This is a genomic window from Streptomyces tendae, assembly GCF_014650435.1.
Classification (GTDB): Bacteria; Actinomycetota; Actinomycetes; order Streptomycetales; family Streptomycetaceae; genus Streptomyces; species Streptomyces tendae.
The window spans coordinates 523983-543695 of record NZ_BMUY01000003.1; the positions used below are offsets into that span (position 1 = coordinate 523983).

The 19713-nt window shown below is 71.0% G+C and carries 22 protein-coding genes and 1 tRNA gene; 9 read left to right on the forward strand and 14 right to left on the reverse strand.

Going from position 1 to position 19713, the window contains the following annotated elements:
* Nucleotides 1-24: 24 nt before the first annotated feature.
* Nucleotides 25-351, reverse strand: a complete 327-nt coding sequence (locus tag IE258_RS11010) for an ArsR/SmtB family transcription factor (protein ID WP_189742205.1) — start codon at nt 349-351, stop codon at nt 25-27.
* Between the two features lie 92 nt (nt 352-443).
* Between IE258_RS11010 and IE258_RS11015 the strand changes: the two genes are divergently transcribed.
* Nucleotides 444-1694 carry an MFS transporter gene (locus tag IE258_RS11015; RefSeq protein WP_189742208.1) on the forward strand — a complete coding sequence of 417 codons (1251 nt, stop codon included), beginning with the start codon at nt 444-446 and terminating at the stop codon, nt 1692-1694.
* A 61-nt stretch (nt 1695-1755) separates the two neighbouring features.
* Nucleotides 1756-2322, forward strand: a complete 567-nt coding sequence (locus IE258_RS11020) for a dihydrofolate reductase family protein (RefSeq protein ID WP_189742211.1) — start codon at nt 1756-1758, stop codon at nt 2320-2322.
* 9 nt (nt 2323-2331) lie between these two features.
* On the opposite strand, the gene IE258_RS11025 is transcribed toward IE258_RS11020, so the two are convergent.
* A complete protein-coding gene (locus tag IE258_RS11025) occupies nt 2332-2742 on the reverse strand; it encodes an ATP-binding protein (protein ID WP_189742214.1) in 411 nt (136 codons plus the stop codon).
* 218 nt (nt 2743-2960) lie between these two features.
* On the opposite strand from IE258_RS11025, the gene IE258_RS11030 reads away from it, so the two are divergent.
* A complete protein-coding gene (locus tag IE258_RS11030) occupies nt 2961-3812 on the forward strand; it encodes a helix-turn-helix domain-containing protein (protein ID WP_189742218.1) in 852 nt (283 codons plus the stop codon).
* Nucleotides 3813-3816: 4 nt separating this feature from the next.
* Nucleotides 3817-4014 (forward strand): DUF397 domain-containing protein, encoded by a 198-nt coding sequence (locus tag IE258_RS11035; protein ID WP_189742221.1) that lies wholly within the window; start codon nt 3817-3819, stop codon nt 4012-4014.
* On the opposite strand, the gene IE258_RS11040 is transcribed toward IE258_RS11035, so the two are convergent.
* Genes IE258_RS11040 through IE258_RS11050 form a run of 3 tightly spaced genes read right to left on the reverse strand, consistent with a single transcriptional unit; the run spans nt 4015 to nt 5619 of the window.
* Nucleotides 4015-4863 (reverse strand): helix-turn-helix domain-containing protein, encoded by an 849-nt coding sequence (locus IE258_RS11040; protein ID WP_189742223.1) that lies wholly within the window; start codon nt 4861-4863, stop codon nt 4015-4017. It lies immediately after the preceding gene.
* 14 nt (nt 4864-4877) lie between these two features.
* Nucleotides 4878-5393: a DUF6879 family protein gene (locus IE258_RS11045; RefSeq protein ID WP_189742226.1), complete on the reverse strand. Its 516-nt coding sequence runs from the start codon at nt 5391-5393 to the stop codon at nt 4878-4880.
* Entirely contained in the window at nt 5365-5619 is a 255-nt protein-coding gene (locus tag IE258_RS11050; protein ID WP_189742230.1) for a hypothetical protein, read from the reverse strand. Before IE258_RS11050 ends, IE258_RS11045 begins: the two co-directional genes overlap by 29 nt.
* A gap of 486 nt (nt 5620-6105) precedes the next feature.
* Here IE258_RS11050 and IE258_RS11055 point away from each other — a divergent pair, with 486 nt between their 5' ends.
* Both IE258_RS11055 and IE258_RS11060 read left to right on the forward strand, forming a co-directional pair.
* A complete protein-coding gene (locus IE258_RS11055) occupies nt 6106-6330 on the forward strand; it encodes a DUF397 domain-containing protein (protein ID WP_189742232.1) in 225 nt (74 codons plus the stop codon).
* A gap of 79 nt (nt 6331-6409) precedes the next feature.
* Entirely contained in the window at nt 6410-6919 is a 510-nt protein-coding gene (locus IE258_RS11060) for a hypothetical protein (protein ID WP_189742236.1), read from the forward strand.
* 21 nt (nt 6920-6940) lie between these two features.
* On the opposite strand, the gene IE258_RS11065 is transcribed toward IE258_RS11060, so the two are convergent.
* Complete coding sequence (locus IE258_RS11065) at nt 6941-7798, reverse strand: class I SAM-dependent methyltransferase (RefSeq protein WP_189742239.1); 858 nt, start codon at nt 7796-7798, stop codon at nt 6941-6943.
* 138 nt (nt 7799-7936) lie between these two features.
* Here IE258_RS11065 and IE258_RS11070 point away from each other — a divergent pair, with 138 nt between their 5' ends.
* Together IE258_RS11070 and IE258_RS11075 are read left to right on the forward strand one after the other, a co-directional pair.
* Nucleotides 7937-8530, forward strand: coding sequence for a TetR/AcrR family transcriptional regulator (locus IE258_RS11070; RefSeq protein WP_189742242.1), 594 nt, complete (start codon nt 7937-7939; stop codon nt 8528-8530).
* Nucleotides 8531-8676: 146 nt separating this feature from the next.
* A complete protein-coding gene (locus IE258_RS11075; protein WP_189742245.1) occupies nt 8677-9777 on the forward strand; it encodes an LLM class flavin-dependent oxidoreductase in 1101 nt (366 codons plus the stop codon).
* Here the strand turns inward: IE258_RS11075 and IE258_RS11080 are convergent.
* Nucleotides 9753-11675 (reverse strand): putative bifunctional diguanylate cyclase/phosphodiesterase, encoded by a 1923-nt coding sequence (locus IE258_RS11080; protein ID WP_189742249.1) that lies wholly within the window; start codon nt 11673-11675, stop codon nt 9753-9755. The genes IE258_RS11075 and IE258_RS11080 overlap by 25 nt on opposite strands.
* 284 nt (nt 11676-11959) lie before the next feature.
* Here IE258_RS11080 and IE258_RS11085 point away from each other — a divergent pair, with 284 nt between their 5' ends.
* Nucleotides 11960-13270 (forward strand): M6 family metalloprotease domain-containing protein, encoded by a 1311-nt coding sequence (locus IE258_RS11085; protein ID WP_189742252.1) that lies wholly within the window; start codon nt 11960-11962, stop codon nt 13268-13270.
* A 206-nt stretch (nt 13271-13476) separates the two neighbouring features.
* Here the strand turns inward: IE258_RS11085 and IE258_RS11090 are convergent.
* From IE258_RS11090 to IE258_RS11120, 7 genes are all read right to left on the reverse strand, one after another.
* Nucleotides 13477-13550: transfer RNA gene (locus IE258_RS11090), tRNA-Lys, on the reverse strand.
* Nucleotides 13541-14137 carry a bifunctional DNA primase/polymerase gene (locus IE258_RS11095; protein ID WP_159327766.1) on the reverse strand — a complete coding sequence of 199 codons (597 nt, stop codon included), beginning with the start codon at nt 14135-14137 and terminating at the stop codon, nt 13541-13543. Before IE258_RS11095 ends, IE258_RS11090 begins: the two co-directional genes overlap by 10 nt.
* 139 nt (nt 14138-14276) lie before the next feature.
* A complete protein-coding gene (locus IE258_RS11100) occupies nt 14277-14624 on the reverse strand; it encodes a DUF8844 domain-containing protein (RefSeq protein ID WP_189742254.1) in 348 nt (115 codons plus the stop codon).
* A 150-nt stretch (nt 14625-14774) separates the two neighbouring features.
* On the reverse strand, nt 14775-16343 hold the full coding sequence (locus tag IE258_RS11105) for a pectate lyase family protein (protein WP_189742255.1): 1569 nt from the start codon (nt 16341-16343) through the stop codon (nt 14775-14777).
* A gap of 432 nt (nt 16344-16775) precedes the next feature.
* A complete protein-coding gene (locus tag IE258_RS11110) occupies nt 16776-17588 on the reverse strand; it encodes a hypothetical protein (protein ID WP_189742257.1) in 813 nt (270 codons plus the stop codon).
* Between the two features lie 332 nt (nt 17589-17920).
* Complete coding sequence (locus tag IE258_RS11115; protein ID WP_159327762.1) at nt 17921-18652, reverse strand: maleate cis-trans isomerase family protein; 732 nt, start codon at nt 18650-18652, stop codon at nt 17921-17923.
* Complete coding sequence (locus IE258_RS11120) at nt 18649-19551, reverse strand: maleate cis-trans isomerase family protein (RefSeq protein WP_189742260.1); 903 nt, start codon at nt 19549-19551, stop codon at nt 18649-18651. The genes IE258_RS11115 and IE258_RS11120 overlap by 4 nt, the downstream gene beginning before the upstream one ends.
* Between the last annotated feature and the right edge of the window lie 162 nt (nt 19552-19713).

Consider the following 19713-nt stretch of genomic DNA (forward strand, 5'->3'; position numbering starts at 1 on the left):
CCGACCCTCCGGCCCCCCGGGGGGTCAGTTCTCCCGGTCCAGCGCCCCCATCAGCGCGTCCAGCAGACCGGGCGCCGCCTCCTGCAGGGCGTCACGCCGCAGGCGGTGGCCCCGGGAGGGGCCGACCATGACCGGACGGAAGGCGCCCGCTTCCACCAGGATCTTGAAGTGGTGGGTCGCGGTGGACTTGTTCAGGCCCTCGTAGAGGTCCGAGCAGGGCGCTTCGCCGGCCGGGTCCGCCGCCAGGCGGCGGACCATTTCCAGCCGTACGGGATCCGCGAGGGCGCGCAGCAGTTTCTGGACCGCGGCGACAGGCGGCAGTTGGTCGGAAGGGATCTCCCAGGGCGGCATCAGAAACCCCCAAGTTTGACGAGCATCATACTTCTCCTTAGCATCCTCGAAGTACGACGCACATCATACTTCTCTTTCTCCCTGGAGTCCTCGTGCGGGAACTCTCCCAGGGCCGCCGCCCCCAGCCATGGAGCTACCCGGCCCTCCTCGTCCTCCTCATGCTCGGGCAGGCGACCTCCGCCATCCCCTCGCCGCTCTACTCCCTGTACGCCGAGAAGTGGGACTACCCTCCCGTTCTCACCACCGTCGTCTTCGCCGCGTACGGGGCCGTCGCGGTCGTCGCGATCCTCCTGTCCGGCGCCCTGTCCGACCGCTACGGCCGCCGCCCCGTGCTCCTGGTCGCCGTCCTGCTGCTGCTCGCCGGGCTCGCCGTCTTCGTGCTGGCCGCGGGACCCGCGTACCTCGTCGTGGCCCGGATGCTCAACGGGCTGGGCATCGGCGCGATCGTGGTCGTCGGCGGAGCCGCCCTGCTGGACGTGAGCCCCGAGCGGGCGGCACGCAGCGGGACGCTCACCGCCGTCGCGTTCAACATCGGCATCGCCGCCGCCGCACTCGGCACCGCGGCCCTCGCCCAGACCGGCTTCCACCCCCTGCTCCTGCCCTACCTCGCCGACGCGCTGATCGGCCTCGTCCTGCTCGTCCTCCTCGTGGTGATGCGCGAACCGCACCCCTCGCCCGGTACGGCAGCCGTGGGGATCCCGCGCCCGCACGTGCCCAAGGAGATGCGCGGACGCTTCACCTTCTCCGTGATCGGCGCGGGCGCCGCCTGGGCCGTACTCGGGGTCTGCTTCTCGCTGGAACCCTCGATCGCCGCCGACGCCGCGAACGTGGACGGCCCGTTCTTCGGCGGCGTCGTCATCGCGGCCGTGACCCTCGCGGCCGCCTGCACCCAGATCCTCAGTGCCCGCCGTCCGGCACGCACGGTGGCACTCGTCGGCGACACCGCGCTCGCCGCGCTGATGCTGGCCGGAGTGGCGGGCTTCGCGACCGGCAACGCCGTCGTCATCGTCGTCACCGTCGCCCTCCAGGGTGCCGCGTACGGGCTCGCCTTCGGCGGCTCCCTGCGTCACCTCACCGCCGGCATCCCCGCCGACCGGCGCGGGGCCGTCATGTCGATGTTCTACCTGCTCGCGTACGGCGCGCTCATCACGCCCACCCTCCTCGTCGGCATCGGCGCGACCGTCTGGGCCGACACCACGGTCTTCGCCGTCTTCTCCGTACTCACCGCGCTGCTCTGCTCCTCCGCCGTGGTCGTCGAGCGGGTACGGGAACGCCGAGGCCGGCGCACCGAGGCCGCACGGGCACCGGAAACGGAAGTACCAGCGGTGAACGCCGCCGACTGACCGGCACCCGCCCGTACATGGCCGTACCGTCGAACCCGAGCGGCTACCGAGGAGGCTTCCGATGCGCAGCGTGACCTATTCGATGAACGTGTCCCTCGACGGCTACATCGTCGACGCGAACGGCGACATCGACTGGAGCGACCCGGACGAGGCGGTCTTCCGGTACTGGACGGACGAGATCCGCGAGGCCGGCGTCCACCTGCTGGGGCGGCGGCTGTACGAGACGATGCTGTACTGGGAGACCGCCGAGCAGGACGAGCCGCTCGGAGCCGCGGAGTCGGAGTGGGCCGCGCTGTGGAAGGCACTGCCGAAGGTGGTGTTCTCCCGGACGCTGTCGACGGTGCGGGGCACCAACACCCACCTGGCCTCCGGCACCCTGGCGGAGGAGATCGAGCGCCGGCGTGCGGAACCCGGCGAGGGCGACATCGCGATCGGCGGCGCGACCCTCGCCGCCGAGGCCGCCGCCGCCGACCTGATCGACGAGTACCGGGCCATGATCCACCCGGTACTGGTCGGTGGCGGCACCCCGTTCTTCCCCCACCACGGACGCCGGGTGAACCTCGAACTCGTCGAGTCCCGCACCTTCGGCCGAAACGTCACCCTCCTCCGCCACCGCGTGCTCCACTGACCCGGCCCGTCAAGCCACACCCAGCTCGCACCACACGTACTTGCCCCGGTTCCCCTCCCGTGCGAGCGGCTGCCACCCCCACACGTCCGCACACGCCCGGACCAGCGCCAGCCCCCGCCCGTCCTCCCGGTCGGCCGCCCGGTCGAAGGGCTGCGGGGGCTCCGGCGGCGAGGGGTCCGCGTCCCAGGCGCCCAGCCGAAGCACGCCGCCCCCGGACCAGCGGACCCGCAGCGCGGCGGGCCCCTTGGTGTGCCGCACGGCGTTCGATACCAGCTCCGTCGCGAGCAGTTCGGCGAGATCGACCATCCGGATCAGCCCGTGCATCGTCAGGATCAACCGCAGGGTCCGACGGCAGACGGTCACGGCTCTGGGGTCGTTCGGGATATAGAGGGAGTACTCCCACGGATCGTTTTCAGGCATGCCGGTTCCCTTCGGGGACGGGGTGGGTGGTCGCGGTGCCGGTGTCCATGCCGCCTTGCCATGACAGGGCAAAGCGGTGCGCTTCCGGCGCCACGGAGTCGCAATGAGTGCGCCTTACGTCACTGACGGTAGGGCATAGTTTTATTACGGGGCAAGCAGATCGCGTAACCTTGCCTCGAACGGGCCGCTCGTGGACGGCCGTTGGACAAGGAGGAGTCGTGCCGCCCAGACGCACCCGCACGGCGCGCCAGGAGCGCCTCGGGATCGAGCTGCGAAAGTTGCGGGAAGCCGCGGGCCTCAAGGCGACGGAGGCGGCAAGTCTCCTCGGCGTGAACTCGGTTCAGATCAGTCAGATCGAATCCGGCGTCGCAGGCGTGAGCGAGGAGCGTCTGCGACGTCTCGCCGCCCACTACGCCTGTGCGGACGAGAACCTCATCGCGGCGCTGGTGACGATGGCCACCGGTCGCACGCTTGGATGGTGGGAGGAGTACCGGGGCTCGCTGCCCCACCCGTTCCTGGACCTCTCCGAGTTGGAGCATCACGCGTCTTTCCGGTGGGACGTGGACTTCCTGCACGTGCCGGGGCTTTTGCAGACCGCTGACTACGCTCGTGCGCTCTTCTCCTACGTCAACCCTCAGTTCTCGGGCGAGGAGATCCAGCGCTGGGTGGATCACCGCATGAAACGCAGGACCATCGTCGAGCGCTCGGAGCCGATCCCGTACGAAGCCGTCATCCATGAAGCGGCCTTGCGCATCAAGGTGGTCGACGACGTCGGCACGAAGGCTCAGCTCGCCCACATCCTGGGTCTAGCCGAGTCCGACCACGTGACCGTACGCGTCATTCCGTTCACCGTGACCGGCTTCGCGGGCGCCGGCAGCGCGATGGTGTACGCGGGCGGACCCGTCCCCCAGTTGGACACGGTCGTCCGGGACACACCGCACGGCACCGTCTTCGTCGATGCCGAAGCTCAACTGAGCCATTTTCGAACCTTGTTCCGTAGGGTGGAAGAAGTAGCCTTCGAGCCCGAACGTTCCCGTGACTTCATTCACCGGCTGACGAAGGAGCTGTGACCCGATGACACGCGGCGCATGGAAGAAGTCGTCGTACTCCGGCGGAGGCGAGGGCAACGCCTGCGTGGAGGTCGCCCTCGACCACCCCCACATAGCCATCCGCGACTCCAAGGCCCCCGCCCGAGCCGTGCTCACCTTCCCCACCCCCGCCTTCACCGCCTTCCTCGCCGCCCTTCGGAACCCACCCGGGGCGATGAAGTAGTCAGTCCAGGGATGCCAACGCATCCGTTATGAGCGAACGTGCTGCCGCTCCCCTCACAGCCCCCTGCGACAGCCGGTCAAAGGCACGGGCGTACAGCTCGACCTGGCCGGGTTGCGTAAGAGTGGCAGCGGCGTCCAGGGTGTCCGCGTGCACCCTGGTGTCATCGAAAATCGTGAAGGTGGGCATGGGCCAGACGGCTCGTTGGGCCGAGAGCGGGATGAGTCCCACGGCCACGTTCTGGTGATCCATGACCCCGAGCAGGTGTCCGAGCTGCGCCGCCATGGTCTCCGCACTGCACAACCGGTACCGCAGCACTGACTCCTCCAGCACGAACGAGAACCGGCGTGCACCGTTGCTCAGCACTTCGTTACGCCTCATACGGGCCGCGACGGCATCGCCCACGTCGTCCGGGGTCCCCCGGAAGCCCGCGATCGACGACAGCAGGGCAGTGGCATATCCGGGCGTCTGGAGGAATCCGGGGATCACGTCGGAGACATAGGTCCTGAACATCTGCGTTTGCCGATACAGATCCCCGGTCGACTCCTGCAGCCGTCGAAGGCCGCTTCGTTGCAGTCGCCTCCACTGCACATGAGCGTCTGCGGACTGCCTGTTGGCGGCGATCAGGTCGGCCGTCTGATCATCGGCGTCACAGGCCCGGCACCACGCTTTGATGTCCGCGTCGGAGGGAGGAGTCCTGGCATTCTCGATGCGGGACGACTTCGACTCCGACCAGCCGCATCTGACGGCAAGCTCCCGCCCGCTGATCCCCGCGTCCTTGCGGATCTCGCGCAGCCGACCGGCCAACTCTTCGCGGGCCTTCTGAACGCGTGAGGAGGGGTGCGGGGGCATGGAGCCGGCTTTCGTCAGATCTCGTACACGCCGTGCGGGATCGCTCGCTCCCAGACCGCTTCGAAGGCGGCGGAACACAGCTTCACGGCTTCCGGGTCAGCCGTTATCTCATCTTCGACCACCACTCCATCACCCGAGAAGTGGTGCACCCGCAGCAGGGTGCCGTCGAAGAGCCAGAAGTCATTGCCCGGCAGAGCGATGCTCGTAGCCTGTCGCCGTGGCAGCCACCGCACTTCCTCACCCGCCGTGACGTTCGCGCGGGTCACGTAGTGCTCCCAACGGATGTAGTCCGACACAGGCTCGGAGACCACACGGGCGCGACGGATCGCCACGCCCCGGGAGACGGCGTCCTCGATCAACTGATCGTAGGGGTGCCACCAGGAGGCGCGGTCCTCCCAATCGATCCGCTCACCGCGCTTCCACGCCTCGAACCGGTCCGTCGGGGCGTAGGAGTCGCGCAGTTCCAGGTGGACGGCGGACCGCTCGCACCGGCCGAGCAACTCAGCGAAGTCGGGCACGCTCGACGGCATCGCACGCCTCCCTGATCATCGGGATCATCCGGGCAGGCATCCTGACGATGGCTTCACTGTCGGGCACTGAGCCGTTCGCGGGGCTGCTCGCCTCGCACCCCGTCCGAGTCTCGGTGTCCGGCTTCCACCCCTGCAACAAGATCTCTTGAGCGTCCGCGTCCGCCCACACCGTGGGGCAGTGGTCCCGGTCCGTCTCGGGGTCGATCCCAATGAACTCTACGGCCATGGTCGGCTCCTCATCCAGGCACTTGCTCAGGCTTGCATCAACCATGCTGAGCTGCTGAGACGGTGTCAATGGCGCCAGGTTCCACGTCAACTCCTGTGCAAGGTCATGCAAGGTCCTGGAGCTCGCCACTCGCCGCTTCCTACCGTCGGCACATCGAAGCGGAATCGATCGAGAGGCTGCGGCGCCATGGACGAGAACGGAGCGCGGGACACCGGATCGATGGATCGTCGGGGCAGCAGTGCGGCCCGACAGTTCCTCTCGCGTCTTTCAACAGCATTCGGCGCCGGCGGCGTCCTCGTCGTCCAGAAGAGTGACCCCGGCCCCGAAGGCGCGGACTTGGCCCCCGGCTCGGTCCTGCACTGGCCTCGGTGTGCGTGCGGGAGCGTGAAGTGCCCGGATTCCCAGGTCTCGCCCCATGTACTCCCGCCCGGTACGGGCGGCGGCGGTCAGTCATGGCCGCGATCAGTTGAGCAGGAAGGTGCAGTGATGCTGAACGGAAGTAACCTGTACGCCCTCGACATCGCCAGCGCTGCGTTCGTGCAGGCGTGTGGCGGCCCCTGCACCGAGGGATGCGTGACCCTGGCGCGGATCGGTGACAACGCCTGGGCCCTCGGTGACAGCAAGCGGCCCGACGCCCAGCCGCTCCGCTTCACCACGGAGGAACTGGGCGCGGCCGGTATCGACCCGGCGCGCTTCGGACTCGACGTCTGATCCTCTCCTCCCCCACCGCCGGTCGGGCGCCGGGCCCCGCCCCCGCTCTCGACCGGCACCTCTCGAACGGGAACGCCTCGTGCACCACCACGGCTACCTGTGGTCCGGCCCGAAGCAGCGCTTCGACCAGGAGGCACTACGACGCCCCCCACACCCCGAGCCGCCCCCTGCCAGGAGCAGACCGGAAGCGATTCAGCGGTACCGGGAGGTGGCCGCAGCGTTTCCCACGGCGGACCTGCCGCCGCTGGAGACCGCATACTGGCTGCTCAAGCCCCGGTCGCTGGTCGAGGGCACGTGGGAGGAGCCGCAAGAGGCGGCGACATGGATCGGCGAACGGCTGGCCGAGTACGCGCCCCGCTTCTCGGCAGACAGGGACCGGGACAGCACCCGCCTTCGCCGACTCGTCGACGGCGGCACCGGACGGCTCCGCGCCGGCGCCGACGTGTCGTACGGCTTCTACCTGGAACATCCCTCGTACCTGTCCGTCGCCCTGGTGACCTGCTCCCCGAATCGGGCGAACGCCGGACTGCCCTGCCCTACCGCACGCGATTTCGGTGCAGCTCGCACAACATCGTCGAGCAGGAACTGAGGCGTCGGCGCGGTCACCCAGTCATGCGGCAGCGGTCGGGCGGTCCGCCGTGGCCAGCCACGACGTGCTGAGGAGCCGGACCGTACCGTCAGCCGCCTCGTGTGCGCGCAGATGGTCCGACAGGATGCCGCGGGCGCGGGCCCGCGCGGTCGGGTCGGCCAGGTTCATGAGGTGGCGGCCGGGGCCCGTGCCCAGGAGGAACTCCGCCGCGTCCTCGGCGTCCTGCCCCCACGTCCCGTATGCCTGGACCTGGTGGACGTCGATGTCGACGAAGCCCGCCGCGGCGAGGACGTCGCCGATGCGGTCCGGGGCGGCCAGGGAGAACATGCCGGGCAGCCCGGGCTGCCCGAAGTCGCCCACCGGCAGGACCTCGCGCAGTGACGCCATCGCCGTGACCCAGCCGTTCAGCATCGCGTCGGCCGGGCAGACGAACGTCAGCCGCCCGCCGGGCCGCAACGCCCGGCCGACATTACCGAAGGCAGCCACGGGGTCGGCGAAGAACATCACCCCGTAGCGGCTGACCGCCGCGTCGAACGCCCCCGCCTCGAAGGGGTGGACCTGCGCGTCGCCCTGTGCGAAGGAGACGTTCGCGACGCCTTCCCGCTCGGCGCGACTCCTGGCCTCGGCCAGCATCGGGCCGGACAGGTCGAGACCCAGCGCGTGTCCTCGGGGTGCCCGCAGCGCGGCGCGCCGCGTGGTCTGGCCCGAGCCGCAACCGAGGTCGAGAACCCGGTCTTCTCCGGTGACACCGGCGGCGTCGAGGAGCGGGTCGTCGAAGCCCTCGTTCACGGCGTTCCAGCGGTCCTGGTTGTGTGCCCAGTGGGCTCCCTCCGGGCCGTTCCACGCTTGAGACTGCTCGGTGTTGACGATGTCCGGCACAGGTGCCTCCCGGGCGAACGACAGGGAATGGGCGTGCGCCCAAACAGTATGGGCAAGTGCCCAAACTCCGCAATCCCCGTTACGATCCACGGGGTCGAGCCCAGCCGGGGCGAGCGATCCGGGACGAATGAGGGGACCATGGCACCGCGCGGAGTGGCGACACCGGACGTACGCGAGCGGCTCTTCGCGGCGGCCGAGCGCATCGTGGAGAGGGACGGCCCCGGCGCGCTCACCAGCCGGGCGGTCACCACCGAAGCCGGCTGCGCCAAGGGGCTGCTGCACGCGCACTTCGCCGGGTTCGACGGTTTCGTGGCCGAGCTGTGCCTGGACCGGTTCGCGAAGACGGCGACGAAGGCGCGGGCCTTGTCCGGGATCGCCGGACACGGCACGGTGGAGCGCAACCTGAACACCGTCGCTCTCGCCCTGTTCGAATCCGGCGGCCTCGCCCTGTCCGGCCTCGCCATGACCCGCCCGGCCGCCACGCTGGGCATCCGCGAGGCGCTGGAGAAGGGCGCGCCGGGCTTCACCGCGATCGAGGAGGCGATTGCCGACTACCTGGAGGCCGAGCGGGAGCTCGGCCGCGTGGCGCGGACCGTCGACCCGCCCTCGGTGGCCCTCGCCGTCGTCGGCACCGCTCACCATCTCCTGATGACCGGCCGGCAGGGCACACCCGACCCGCGCCCGCTGGTGACCCGCCTGATCGCCACGCTGGTGAACGCCCCGACCTCGTGAGCCGCTCACGCGGAGCGCGACGTGTGGGCGCCGACCGCTCACCCGCGATCGGCCGGGAATAACCGGAGAGCCCCTCCTGTTACCTCGCGAAGCGACCCGCGTACGACCGCGTGTACGACCACGTCAAGCACAGGAGGCACCCCACCATGCCCGCAGACGCCGCAGAGGAGATCCGGGGCACCGCCCACGGCACCGCTCCCGTCCCGCTCTCCGTACTGGACCTGGTGACCGTCGGGGCCGGTCGGACCGCCACCGACGCCCTGCGGACCGGCGTGGACATCGTGCGGCTCGCCGAGGCGCGCGGATTCCAGCGGTACTGGGTCGCCGAGCACCACTCCATGCCCGGCGTCGCCTCGTCCTCCCCCGCGGTGATCCTCGCCCACCTGGCGGCCCACACCGACCGCATCCGGCTCGGTTCCGGCGGCGTCATGCTGCCCAACCACGCGCCGCTCGTCATCGCGGAGCAGTTCGGGACGCTGGAGGCGATGGCGCCTGGGCGGGTGGACCTCGGGCTCGGCCGCGCCCCGGGTACCGACGGGGCCACCGCCGCCGCCCTGCGCCGCACCGACCGGCTGAACGAGGGCGCCGACGACTTCCCGCAGCAGCTCGCCGAGCTGATCCGGTTCCTGGACGACGACTTCCCGGACGGCCACCCGTACGCCCGTATCCACGCCGTGCCCGGGCCCGTGCAGGCCACCTCGCCCGGGGGCGTGCAGTCGGCGCACCGGCCGCCGGTGTGGCTGCTCGGTTCCTCCGGGTTCAGCGCGCGGCTGGCCGGCACCCTCGGGCTGCCGTTCGCCTTCGCGCACCACTTCTCGGCGCAGAACACGATCCCCGCGCTCGACCTGTACCGCGAGTCCTTCCGGCCGTCCGCCGTCCTGGACGCGCCGTACGCCCTCATCGGCGTCTCCGCGCTCGCGACCGACGACGAGAAGGAGGCCCGCAGGCAGGTGCTGGCGGCCGCGCTGAACATGGTCCGGCTGCGCACCGGCCGCCCGGGGCTGGTGCCGACGCCGGAGGAGGCCGAGGCGTACGACTTCAGCCCGATGGAGCAGGACTTCATCCAGTCCTGGAACGCCAACGTCATCCACGGCACCGCCGACGAGGTGCGGGCCGGCCTCGACGACCTGCAGAAGCGCACCGGCGCCGACGAGCTGATGCTCACCGCCAACGCCCACGGCGGCGACGTACGCCTGCGTTCCTACGAGCTGATCGCCGACGCCTACGGGTTGCCGACGCCCGCCTGAACCCCGGCGGGGCCGCCGGGTCCCGCGTGACCCAGCAGCGCGGAGATGCGGTCCGGCGCCACCGGCCGGGAGTAGAGCCAGCCCTGGCCGGTGTCGCAGCCGATGCGGCGCAGCCGGGTCGCCTGGGCCGAGGTCTCCACGCACTCGGCGGTGACGGTCAGGCCGAGGCGGTGGGCGAGCTGGACCATCGCCTCGACGATGACCTCGTCGGCCGGGTTGGCGCCCCCGGCACCGGCGGCCGCGGCGTCGGGCACGGCGTCGTACTGGAAGCCCCGGACGAACGCGCCGTCCAGCTTCAGCACCGAGACCGGCAGCCGGCTGAGGTAGGCCAGGTTCGAGTAGCCGGTGCCGAAGTCGTCGATGGCGATGTGGACGCCCATGTCGCTGAGCGCCTTGAGGACCTGGAGCGGGCGCCCGGCCGAGCCCATCACCGCCGACTCCGTCAGCTCCAGCTGGAGCAGCTCCGGGGCGAGGCCCGTCTCCTCCAGGGTGCGGGCGACGTCCGCGACCAGGTCGGAGTCCCAGACCTGGCGGACGGCCACGTTGACGCTGACGAAGATCGGCGGCTCGTCCGGATGGGCCAGCTGCCAGCGGCGGGCCTGGTGGCAGGCGGTGCGCAGGATCCAGCGGCCGAGGGGAACGATCGAACCATCCTCCTCCGCCAGTGCGATGAACCGATTCGGCGCAAGTACGCCGAACTGAGGATGATTCCAGCGGATGAGCGCCTCGACGCCCCGCACCCGGCCGTCCTCCATGCCGACCAGCGGCTGGTACTCGAGGGCGAACTCACCGCGTTCGATGGCGGGCCGGAGGGTGGCGGCCAGTGCCTGGCGGGTCATGCGGTTGGCGTTGCGTTCGGGGTCGAAGAGGGTCCAGCGGGCCCGGCCGTCGGCCTTCGCCCAGTACAGGGTGGTGTCGGCGGCCTGCATCAGCGCGGTGGGGGTGGTGCCGGCGGTGTGGCGTTCGACGACGCCGACCGAGGCGGTGACCGACAGCCGGCGGTCGGCCAGCTCGAACGGCGGCTGGAGGGCCGCCAGGACCGCCGCGGCCAGTTCGGCGAGCTGGTCGGTGCCGGTGGAGTCCTCCACCAGGAGGGCGAACTCGTCGCCGCCGAGCCGGGCCACCAGCGGGGCGCCCGACCGGGCGTGGGCGGCCTCCTCCGCACATCTGGTCAGCCGTTCGGCCACGGCGGCCAGGAGCCGGTCGCCGACGCGATGGCCGTGGGTGTCGTTGACGGCCTTGAAGCCGTCCAGGTCCAGATAGCACACGCCGATCCGGCCGGTGCCGCCGTGCTCGTGCGACTCCGCCTCCAGCGCGGCCGTCAGGCGTTCGAAGAACAGCGCGCGGTTGGGCAGCCGGGTCACCGGGTCGTGCATCTGGAGGTGCCGCAGCCGGGCCTGGAGTTCGCGCCGGGCGCTGACGTCGGCGACGGAGAGCAGCAGCCCCGGGGCGTCCCCGTCACCGGAGTCCGCGGAGTCCCCGGTACCGGCCAGCGGTTCGACCGTCACCTGCGCCCACAGGGAGTGTCCGTCGGCCCGCTTCAGCCGCCGGGTGCAGCGCAGCCGGGACCGGTGGCCGCGCAGCACCTCGCGGTAGGCGTGCCAGGTACCGGCGTCGGAGGCGAGGTCGACGAGGTCGGCCGCCACCGACCCGGCCAGCGCGGCGGGGTCGGTGCCGAGCAGGGTGCCCAGGGTGTCGTTGGCGCTGACGACCAGGCCCTCGGCGTCGACGACGGCCATGGCGAGCGGCGCCGTGGTGAAGACCGACCGGTAGGCCGGCGGCCCTGTACGCCCAGTACGGCCGGTACGCCCGGTACGAGGAGCCAGGTCGTCGTCACTCTCAGTGACCGCCGGGCCGAGGTCTACCGCGGGCGCCGGCCCTTCGGAGGTTCCGTTCACCGCTCGCTCCCGCAGTGCCTCGATCTCTGTTCGTGCTCTGTTCGTGCAGGAAAGTGTGCCGATCATAGAGGCTGACACCGGGCCCTTCCAGCCGCCGTTCCGCGTTGCAGACCGAGCGACCCCTCTGGCAGATCGTTTCTGCCCACACCTGGACGGGTCCGTCACCCCTCCGACCAGTTGTGACGTTCCGTGAGTGTCTTCGAGGTGTCGACCGGGAGAACTCCGGCGAAATCCCAGCCGGCTCACCCATCCGGTGCAGGCGAACAGGGCGCAATACGACAATCATGCACAAGCTGGGTGCGGTGTCCCCTCAACCGCGTCCGGAGGTTCATGTGCCGCGCCAGCTCCCCCGGAACAGGCTGCGCAGCACCGCCGCGGTATGCACCACGATGTCGGCGCTCGCCGCGACGTCCCTGATCACCGCGCCCTCGGTCGCCGAGCCCTTCTCCCCGGAGCCCTGCGCCCTCCAGCGCACCGCCGTGCACCACTCCGAGGGTCTGGACACCTGGAACGCCGCCTATCCGCGGCCAGCCCGGGCCCTGGACGCGGTGATGGTCTTCCTCTCCTTTCCCGACTCCCAGCCACTGACGGCACCGGCCGAACTCGCCGCCGACCACTTCCCCGCCACCGGCGACTTCTTCCGGCGCGCCTCCTACGGCGCCTTCACGCTCCGCCCGCACCCGCTGCGGGACTGGATCCGGATGCCGAGCCCGTCGACGTCGTACGCCATACGGCGCGACTGGAGCCCGGAGCACCGGGCCGCCTATCTGCGCGACGCGCTGGCCGCGGCCGACCGGCACGTCGACTTCTCCCGGTACGACGTCGTCTACTTCGTCGCGGACCCGGACGCGCCCGGGGTGGACTCCGACGCCACGAAGGTCGTCAACCTGGACACCCCCATGCGGGCGGACGGCACCGACATCCGGCGGGTCGTCACGGTCTTCGAGAACCATCCGCCGGACCGGCTGGTCCTGGCCCACGAGACGGGGCACGTCTTCGACCTGCCCGATCTGTACCACCGGCCGGTGGACGGCGACGGCGACTGGGACACGCATGTCGGCGACTGGGACCTGATGGGCAGCCAGTTCGGGCTCTCCCCCGACCTGTTCGCCTGGCACAAGTGGAAGCTGGGCTGGCTGCAGCCCCGGCAGGTGGCCTGCGTGCGGGGCAGCGAGCCGACCCGGCTGACGCTGGAGCCGCTGGGGGCGGGGCCCGGGGTGGTGGTGACCGGCGCCGCCGGCGCACCGGCCTTCGGTCTCGGGCGGGGCACGAAGCTGGCGGTCGTGCGCACCGGCGCGGACAGCGCACTCGCCTTCGAGGTGCGCACGCCGGTCGGCAACGACGCCGCCTCCTGCCGGGCCGGGGTGCTGGTGTACCGGGTGCACACCGGGGCGGAGTCGGGCGGCGGGCCGATCGAGGTGGTCGACGCCCACCCGGACACCGAGGCGTGCTGGGCCGACTCGGTCTATCCCCCGCTCGCCGACGCCCCGGTGGCCCTCGGCGAGAGCTTCACGGTGCCCGGCGACCACGTACGGGTGGAGGTGGAGAACCGCACGGAGTCGGGCGCCTGGACCGTACGAATCACCCCCAGCTGACCCACCCCCGCCCCCGGGCCCGCACCGACCTCGGCCACCCAGACATCCCCGGCCCGCACCGATCTCGGACCACCAGGCATCCCCGGCCCACCGCGCATGGGGGGTGTGGGTGGCGAAGCCCCCACAACGCGCGGCAAAGCCGCGCAAAAACAACGATGGCGAGGCCGGTTCGCGCTTTCCGCGAACACGCCTCGCCATCGCCATCGTGCGCCGCCAGGGACTCGAACCCCGGACCCGCTGATTAAGAGTCAGCTGCTCTAACCAACTGAGCTAGCGGCGCCTGCTGACGTCGTAGACCTTAGCATCCTGGTCGGCGGGAGGAAAAATCGAAATCCGCACCGCCGCCCGGGCCGCCCGCACCGCCGCCCAGAGCATGATCTCCGGGCCGGGCAGCCACGGCTGGCGGGTGTCCGGGGCCACCAGCCAGCGGGACCCGGAGCGCGCGGGCGCACCCGCGGGGGCCGGTACGGTCACCGCGTCCCCGGCGCCGTGGCACAGCAGCGGTGGCACCTCGTCCGTACGGCCGCCCTCCCGGCCGCGGGCACTCCACTCCTCCCAGTCGAGCAGCGACGGCAGCCGCTGGGCGGTGCCCGGTGCGGCGAACAGCAGCATCCGGCCGCGGAACTCCGCCACCGGACCCGAACCCGGGCCGTCGTCCCACAGCCGGTCCAGCATCCGGCGGCCGAAGATCGCGGGAGCGCTCACCACGTCGAAGGCGGAACCGCAGGGCAGGACGACCGGGGCGTCGGGGCGCTCCTCCCAGAGCGAGAGCGTGCTGCGCGGGTACGCGCCCGCCGAGGCCAGCCAGGCGGCGCCGTCCGAGGTGACGTCCGAGATGTGGGGCGTGGCGTTGCGTGTGCTGCTCATACCGCCCATGTCTACCGGGCGTGAGGATTCCGCTCCGCCGGGTTACCGGAAACCGGGACACGGCGGCGGGGAGGCGAGTATCTTGCCCACCCTCCTGGCATATGCGCTCCGGCTGCTCGGTACGGCCGCGGCCGTCGGCTCAGTCGGCCGGTTCGCCGCGCATCAGGTCCCGGCCGAACTCGACCATCTTCTTGGCGTAGTCCTCGGTCCACTCGGCGCGCTCGGCGATGTCGGCCGTCGTCAGCCGGTCGAACCGCCGCGGATCGGCCAGCTGGGCGGCGGCGAGCGCCTGGAACTCCATCGCCCGGTCCGCCGCGGCGCGGAACGCGTGGGTCAGCTCGGTGGCCCGCTCCAGCAGGGCGCGGGGGTCGTCGATGGACTCGAGGTCGAAGAAGTGCTCGGGATCGGCGGCCGCCTCCGCCGGCTCGAAGAGCAGGGGCGCGGGGCGTAGCCGCGGTTCGTGCCGACGCGGCGTGGGCTCCGCCATGTCTTCTCCTCCTCGTACGGGACGACGGCCCGTCCCCGGGTGCGGGGGCACTCCGGTGGAGTGGGCCACCGTCCATTGTCCCGCGCCCGCGCAAGAGGGCGGGGTGTGACCGGAGCCGCGATCCGGTCACACCCCGCCCGCCGGGCCGGGTCAGCCCGCGTACGTCTCGAACTCGGCGATCCTCGGGGTGCCCGAGGCGCCGGTGATCTCGAAGGTGATCTTCTCCAGCGAGACCGGGGAGAAGCCGATCACGCCCGCCCCGCTGCCGGAGGCCAGGACGGCACCGGTGTCGTGGTTGACGACGCGGTAGGAGCCGACGGTGCCCTCGGAGCCCGCCGCCTCCCGGACGTTGATCTTGCCGACGGTGGTGGCGGAGGGCCACTTGACGGAGATGGAGCCGGTCGTGCCGGCCGGGGACCAGTACGTGCCGAGGTCACCGTCGCGGACGTTGCCGTAGCTGGTGCCGCTCGCCTTGGACGAGCCGTCGGCGCCGGCGCCGAGGCTCAGGTTGGTCCCGCTCGGCGGATCGGTCGGGTCGGGGTCCGTCGGGTCGGTCGGGTCCGGGTCCGTCGGGTCCGGGTCGGTGGGGTCGGTCGGGTCCGGGCTCTGCGGCGTGCAGCTGCCGTCCGACACCTTCAGGCCCTTGTTGGCGCCCGCCGTGGCGCTCACGACGGACGGCACGCAGGAGGCGGCGTCGAGGGTGAAGGAGTACGGGATGGACACCGTGGTGTTGGACTGCGGGTCGGGACCGGCCGGGTTGTTGTCCTCGCCGGGCTCGGACCAGGTGACGTTGTCGTAGATGTTGCCGCTGACCTGCCAGGTGCCGGCCTGGTCGGTGTAGAAGGTGCCGAGGACGTCCTTGGAGTCCTCGAAGTAGTTGTTGTCCACCTTGGCCTTGGCGCCGGCCCGGGAGTTGATGCCGGACTCGTTCAGGCTCTTGTAGTGGTTGTTGTACATGTGGGCGATCCCGCCGCGCAGCAGGGGCGCCCGGGAGTCGATGTTCTCGTACAGGTTGTGGTGGAAGGTGACGTAGCCGTTGGAGCGGTCGGACTCGCTGGAGCCGATCAGGCCGCCGCGCCCGGAGTTGCGCAGGGTGCTGTAGGACAGGGTCACGTACTGGGTGTTGTCCTTCATGTCGAAGAGGCCGTCGTAGCCCTCCGACTCCCCGCCGGACGCCTCCAGGGTGGTGTGGTCGACCCAGACGTTGCGGACGTCGCTCTCCATGCCGATGGCGTCGCCGCCGTTGGACGTGGGCGAGCCGGACTTCTTGACGTTCCGTACGGTCACGTTCTGGATGACGATGTTGCTGGACTCCCGGATGTGGATGCCCAGCTGGTCGAAGACGGCGCCGTTCCCGACCCCGACGATCGTGATGTTGCTGACCTGCTTCAGCTCGATCTTGTCGGCGGCGGTGTTGCAGCTGTCGCCCGACACCTTGCTGGTGTTGCCGTGGTTGATGGTGCCCTCGACCTCGATGATGATCGGGGTGCTGCTGCTGGCCCGGCCGCACAGGGCCTCGTGGATCGCGGTGCCGGTGGTGGCCCGTACGGTCTGCCCGCCCGCACCGCCGGTCGTGCCGCCGTTCTGGGTCGCGTAGCCGGTGGCGCCGCCGGCCGCCGCCGACGCCGTCTCGGGCATCGTCAGCACCACACCGGCCGCGGCCGCGAGGGCCAGCGTGCCCAGTGCCGCTTGGAGTCGCAGCGCGACTGGTCGTCTCATCCTCGGTCTCCCCATTCGCCTTCACATGCCGGAACGGAAGCCATGGCGTGATCATGTCAATCACGCCCTGGCGGAAAGCGCTTTCTCGGCGTGAGAATAGGGGGACGTCCGGAAGCTGACAAGGGTTCAGACAAGCTGGCCCGCATTCAGTATCCCGACCGGCATCCATCTACATGAACGTGCGGCGATCCGCACGACGCTCGATGTGCACCCGGTCCGGACCTGCGATACGATCATCCTGCCTGATCACGGGGGCCAACTCCCCGCAGCGGGCACTGCGTTGGTGGTCCAAGGAAAGACGCCCCACTTCCCGTGGGGAAATGCAGGTGCAAGGCCTGCCCAGCGCTCGACGAGAACCCCGGTCCCGCCCACGCGGACCGGGGTTCTTCCGTGTCGGCCGGGTCCGGAGCAGCGCCCGGACCCGGGTCCGGGTCATCGGGCGAGCTTGGCCTCCTGTGCGCCGATGACGGCGGTCGGCTGCTCGTACGCCTCACCGCGGCTGATCGCCGCGATGTTGAAGGAGGAGAAGCCGGCGAGCGTGGTGCCCGTCCGGAAGACGACGACCTTCGTCTCGACGGGGTCCTCGTCCGTCTTCGCGGCCACCGTCCAGGCGACGGCGTCCTCACCGGCCGTGAGCTTCTCCCCGGCGACCTTGGTGACCTGCTGCTTCTCCCCGTCGATCGTCATGGCGAAGCCCTTCGCGCACTTCTCGCCCGCCGCCCGCAGCGTGCCGAGGGCCTGGTCCGCGCCGTCGGCGTCGTAGGACCAGAGGGAGGTCATCGTCTTCGTGATGTCGAGGGAGTCGATGGTCGCCTCCTTCGCCTCCTCCTCCGTCATCTCCGCCAGTTCCTCCATCGAGGGCATCCCCTTCTTGGACGCCGCGGACTCCTGGACGACGAGTCGCTGGGCGCTCGCCGCCGGGTCGCCCGCCGGAAGAGCCGAGAGCACCCGGGCGACGGGCTCGCACTCCGCCCGGTCCACGGTGAGGGAAGCGGGATCGAAGACGTCGTCCTTCCCGGGCTCCTGCACCTTGTGGTCCTTGAGGTCGGCCGTGGCCACGATCCGCTTCTCCAGCTCGGCGGCGGTCAGCGCCTTCGACGCCGGCTTCTCGGCCGCGCCGCCCTCGGGCTTGTCGTCCCCGCCGTTTCCACCGTCCTGGTCACCTCCGCCGCAGGCGGCGACCGCCAGGGTGAGGGCGACCGCGGAAGCGGTCAGGACGGTACGGCGTACGGCAGTGGCGCGCATGGTCGTTCTCCTTGTGCTCAAGCGCCCCGCACCGAGACGCAGCGCGGGGTCGACAAGATCAAGACGACCGGGACCCGCCCGGGGTTGTACGCGACCGCGCCGTGCCGCCGACGTGCACCCCGGTCGGCACTGCGGTACGATCATCCTGCCTGATCACGGGGCCAACCCCCCGCAGCGGGCACTGCGTTGGTGGTCCAAGGAAAGACGCCCCACTTCCCGTGGGGAAATGCAGGTGCAAGGCCTGCCCAGCGCTCGACGAGAACCCCGGTCCCGCCCACGCGGACCGGGGTTCTTCCACTTCGGGTCCCGCGAACTACGTCGCGGTCCCCTTCTCAGACCTGTACCAATGGCTCCCGCGTGAACAGCGCGCCCAGCTCGGGAGCGTTGACCCGGCGGTCGGCCAGGCGCAGGCCCTCCCAGATGGTGACCTGGTTCGCGGTGAGGACCGGCTTGCCCAGCTCCTTCTCCAGGGCCGGGATGTGGGCCGCCGTGTGCAGCGCCGTGTCCGGGAGGAGCACCGCTTCGGCGTCCGGGCGGTCGGCGGCGCGGGCCAGCGCCAGCACCTCCTCCTCGGTCCAGGTGCCGACCTCCGCCGCCGTGATGATGCCCGAGCTGACGACGTCGGCCACCTCGATGCCGGCGGCGCCGAGGAAGTCCGCGAAGAGCCGCGCCACGTCCTCCGGGTAGGTCGCGCCGATCGACACCCGCCGCACCCCGATCTCCTTCGCCGCGTGCACGAAGGCGAAGGAGGTGGACGAGGCCGGCAGGCCCGCCGCCTGGGCGAGGGCGCGCACCTGCTCGTGGGCGCCGTCCCAGCCGTGCACGAAGCTGCCGCTGGTGCAGGCCCACACCACGGCGTCGGCGCCGGCCAGCCGCAGCTCGGCCACGCCCGCCTCCAGCCGCCGGGGCGAGCCCATCTCGAGGAGCGCGTCCACCCGGTGGGCGTCCTCACCGATGTCCGTGTGCACCAGGTCCACCCGGATGTCGCTGCCCAGGAGCTGCTCGATGCGTGGGTAGTCGTCCTCGCCGGAGTGGCCCGGGTACAGGAATCCCAGTGCTGTCATGTCCACCCTTCCTGCTGCTGTTCCGTGTCCGGGCCGTCAGCGACGCCCGGCATGTCCGCGGCCGCAGGGCCGACCGGGCCCGCCACCGCCGGGTCGACGGGACCCACCGGCCCCACCACCGCGGGACCGGCCGCACCCGCCGCCGCGGGGCCGAGGCGCGCGGCCGGATCGGTCAGCGCCTGGTACGGCCCCACCGCAGGGGTACCCAGTCGGCGCAGTGCCGCCCACATCGTCACTTGGTTGGCCGAGATCACCGGGATCCGCAGCTCGGCCTCCAGCTGCGGGATGACGTCGTAGGTGGGGAGGTTGGTGCAGGAGATGAACAGGGCGTCCGCGGCACCCGGCGCGGGCACGGCCTGGCGGGCCATGTCGGCCACGTCGCGGTAGGGGACCTTCCAGATGTGCCGGGTCAGCCCCATGAAGGCGCACCCGGTGATGGTGACTCCGGCCTCGGCGACGTACGCCTCCAGCGCCCGGGTCACGGACACGGTGTACGGCGTCACCAGCGCGACCCGGCGCACGCCCAGCTCGGTCAGCGCGTCGAGCAGTGCGCCGGAGGTGGTGACGGACGGGACCGCGCCCGCCCAGGTCATCGCCTCGCACATGGCGCGCTCCCCGGCGATGCCGCCGACGAAGCTGCCCGAGGTGCAGGCGTAGGCGACGACCTCGGGCGCGATGGCGTTGAGGGTGCGCACCGCCTCGCCGAGGGTCTCGTGCTCGCTGACCATCCGGGCGAGGTCCAGACTGACCTCGACGGGCACGAAGGGGGTCCGTGTCATGTGCAGTGACACGTCGTCGGGCACCCATCGCCACAGCTCGCGATCGAGTGCGAAGTCGAAGGGGGCGACCACGCCGACCCCGCGTTGCGGAGCTGGTCCGCCGAGAAAGGAGATGTCCATGGCACGCACCGGCCTCACACTGAGGAAGGAGAGGGCAACGCACCGTTATGAACGGCCGTGTTGACGAAGGTAGGTTCCGGTGCGAGCGTGGTCAATCCGCCCGCATCACTCCCAGGTCAACAGCCGGTTAACTTCCGCGTCAACACCTGAACCGCACCCGCT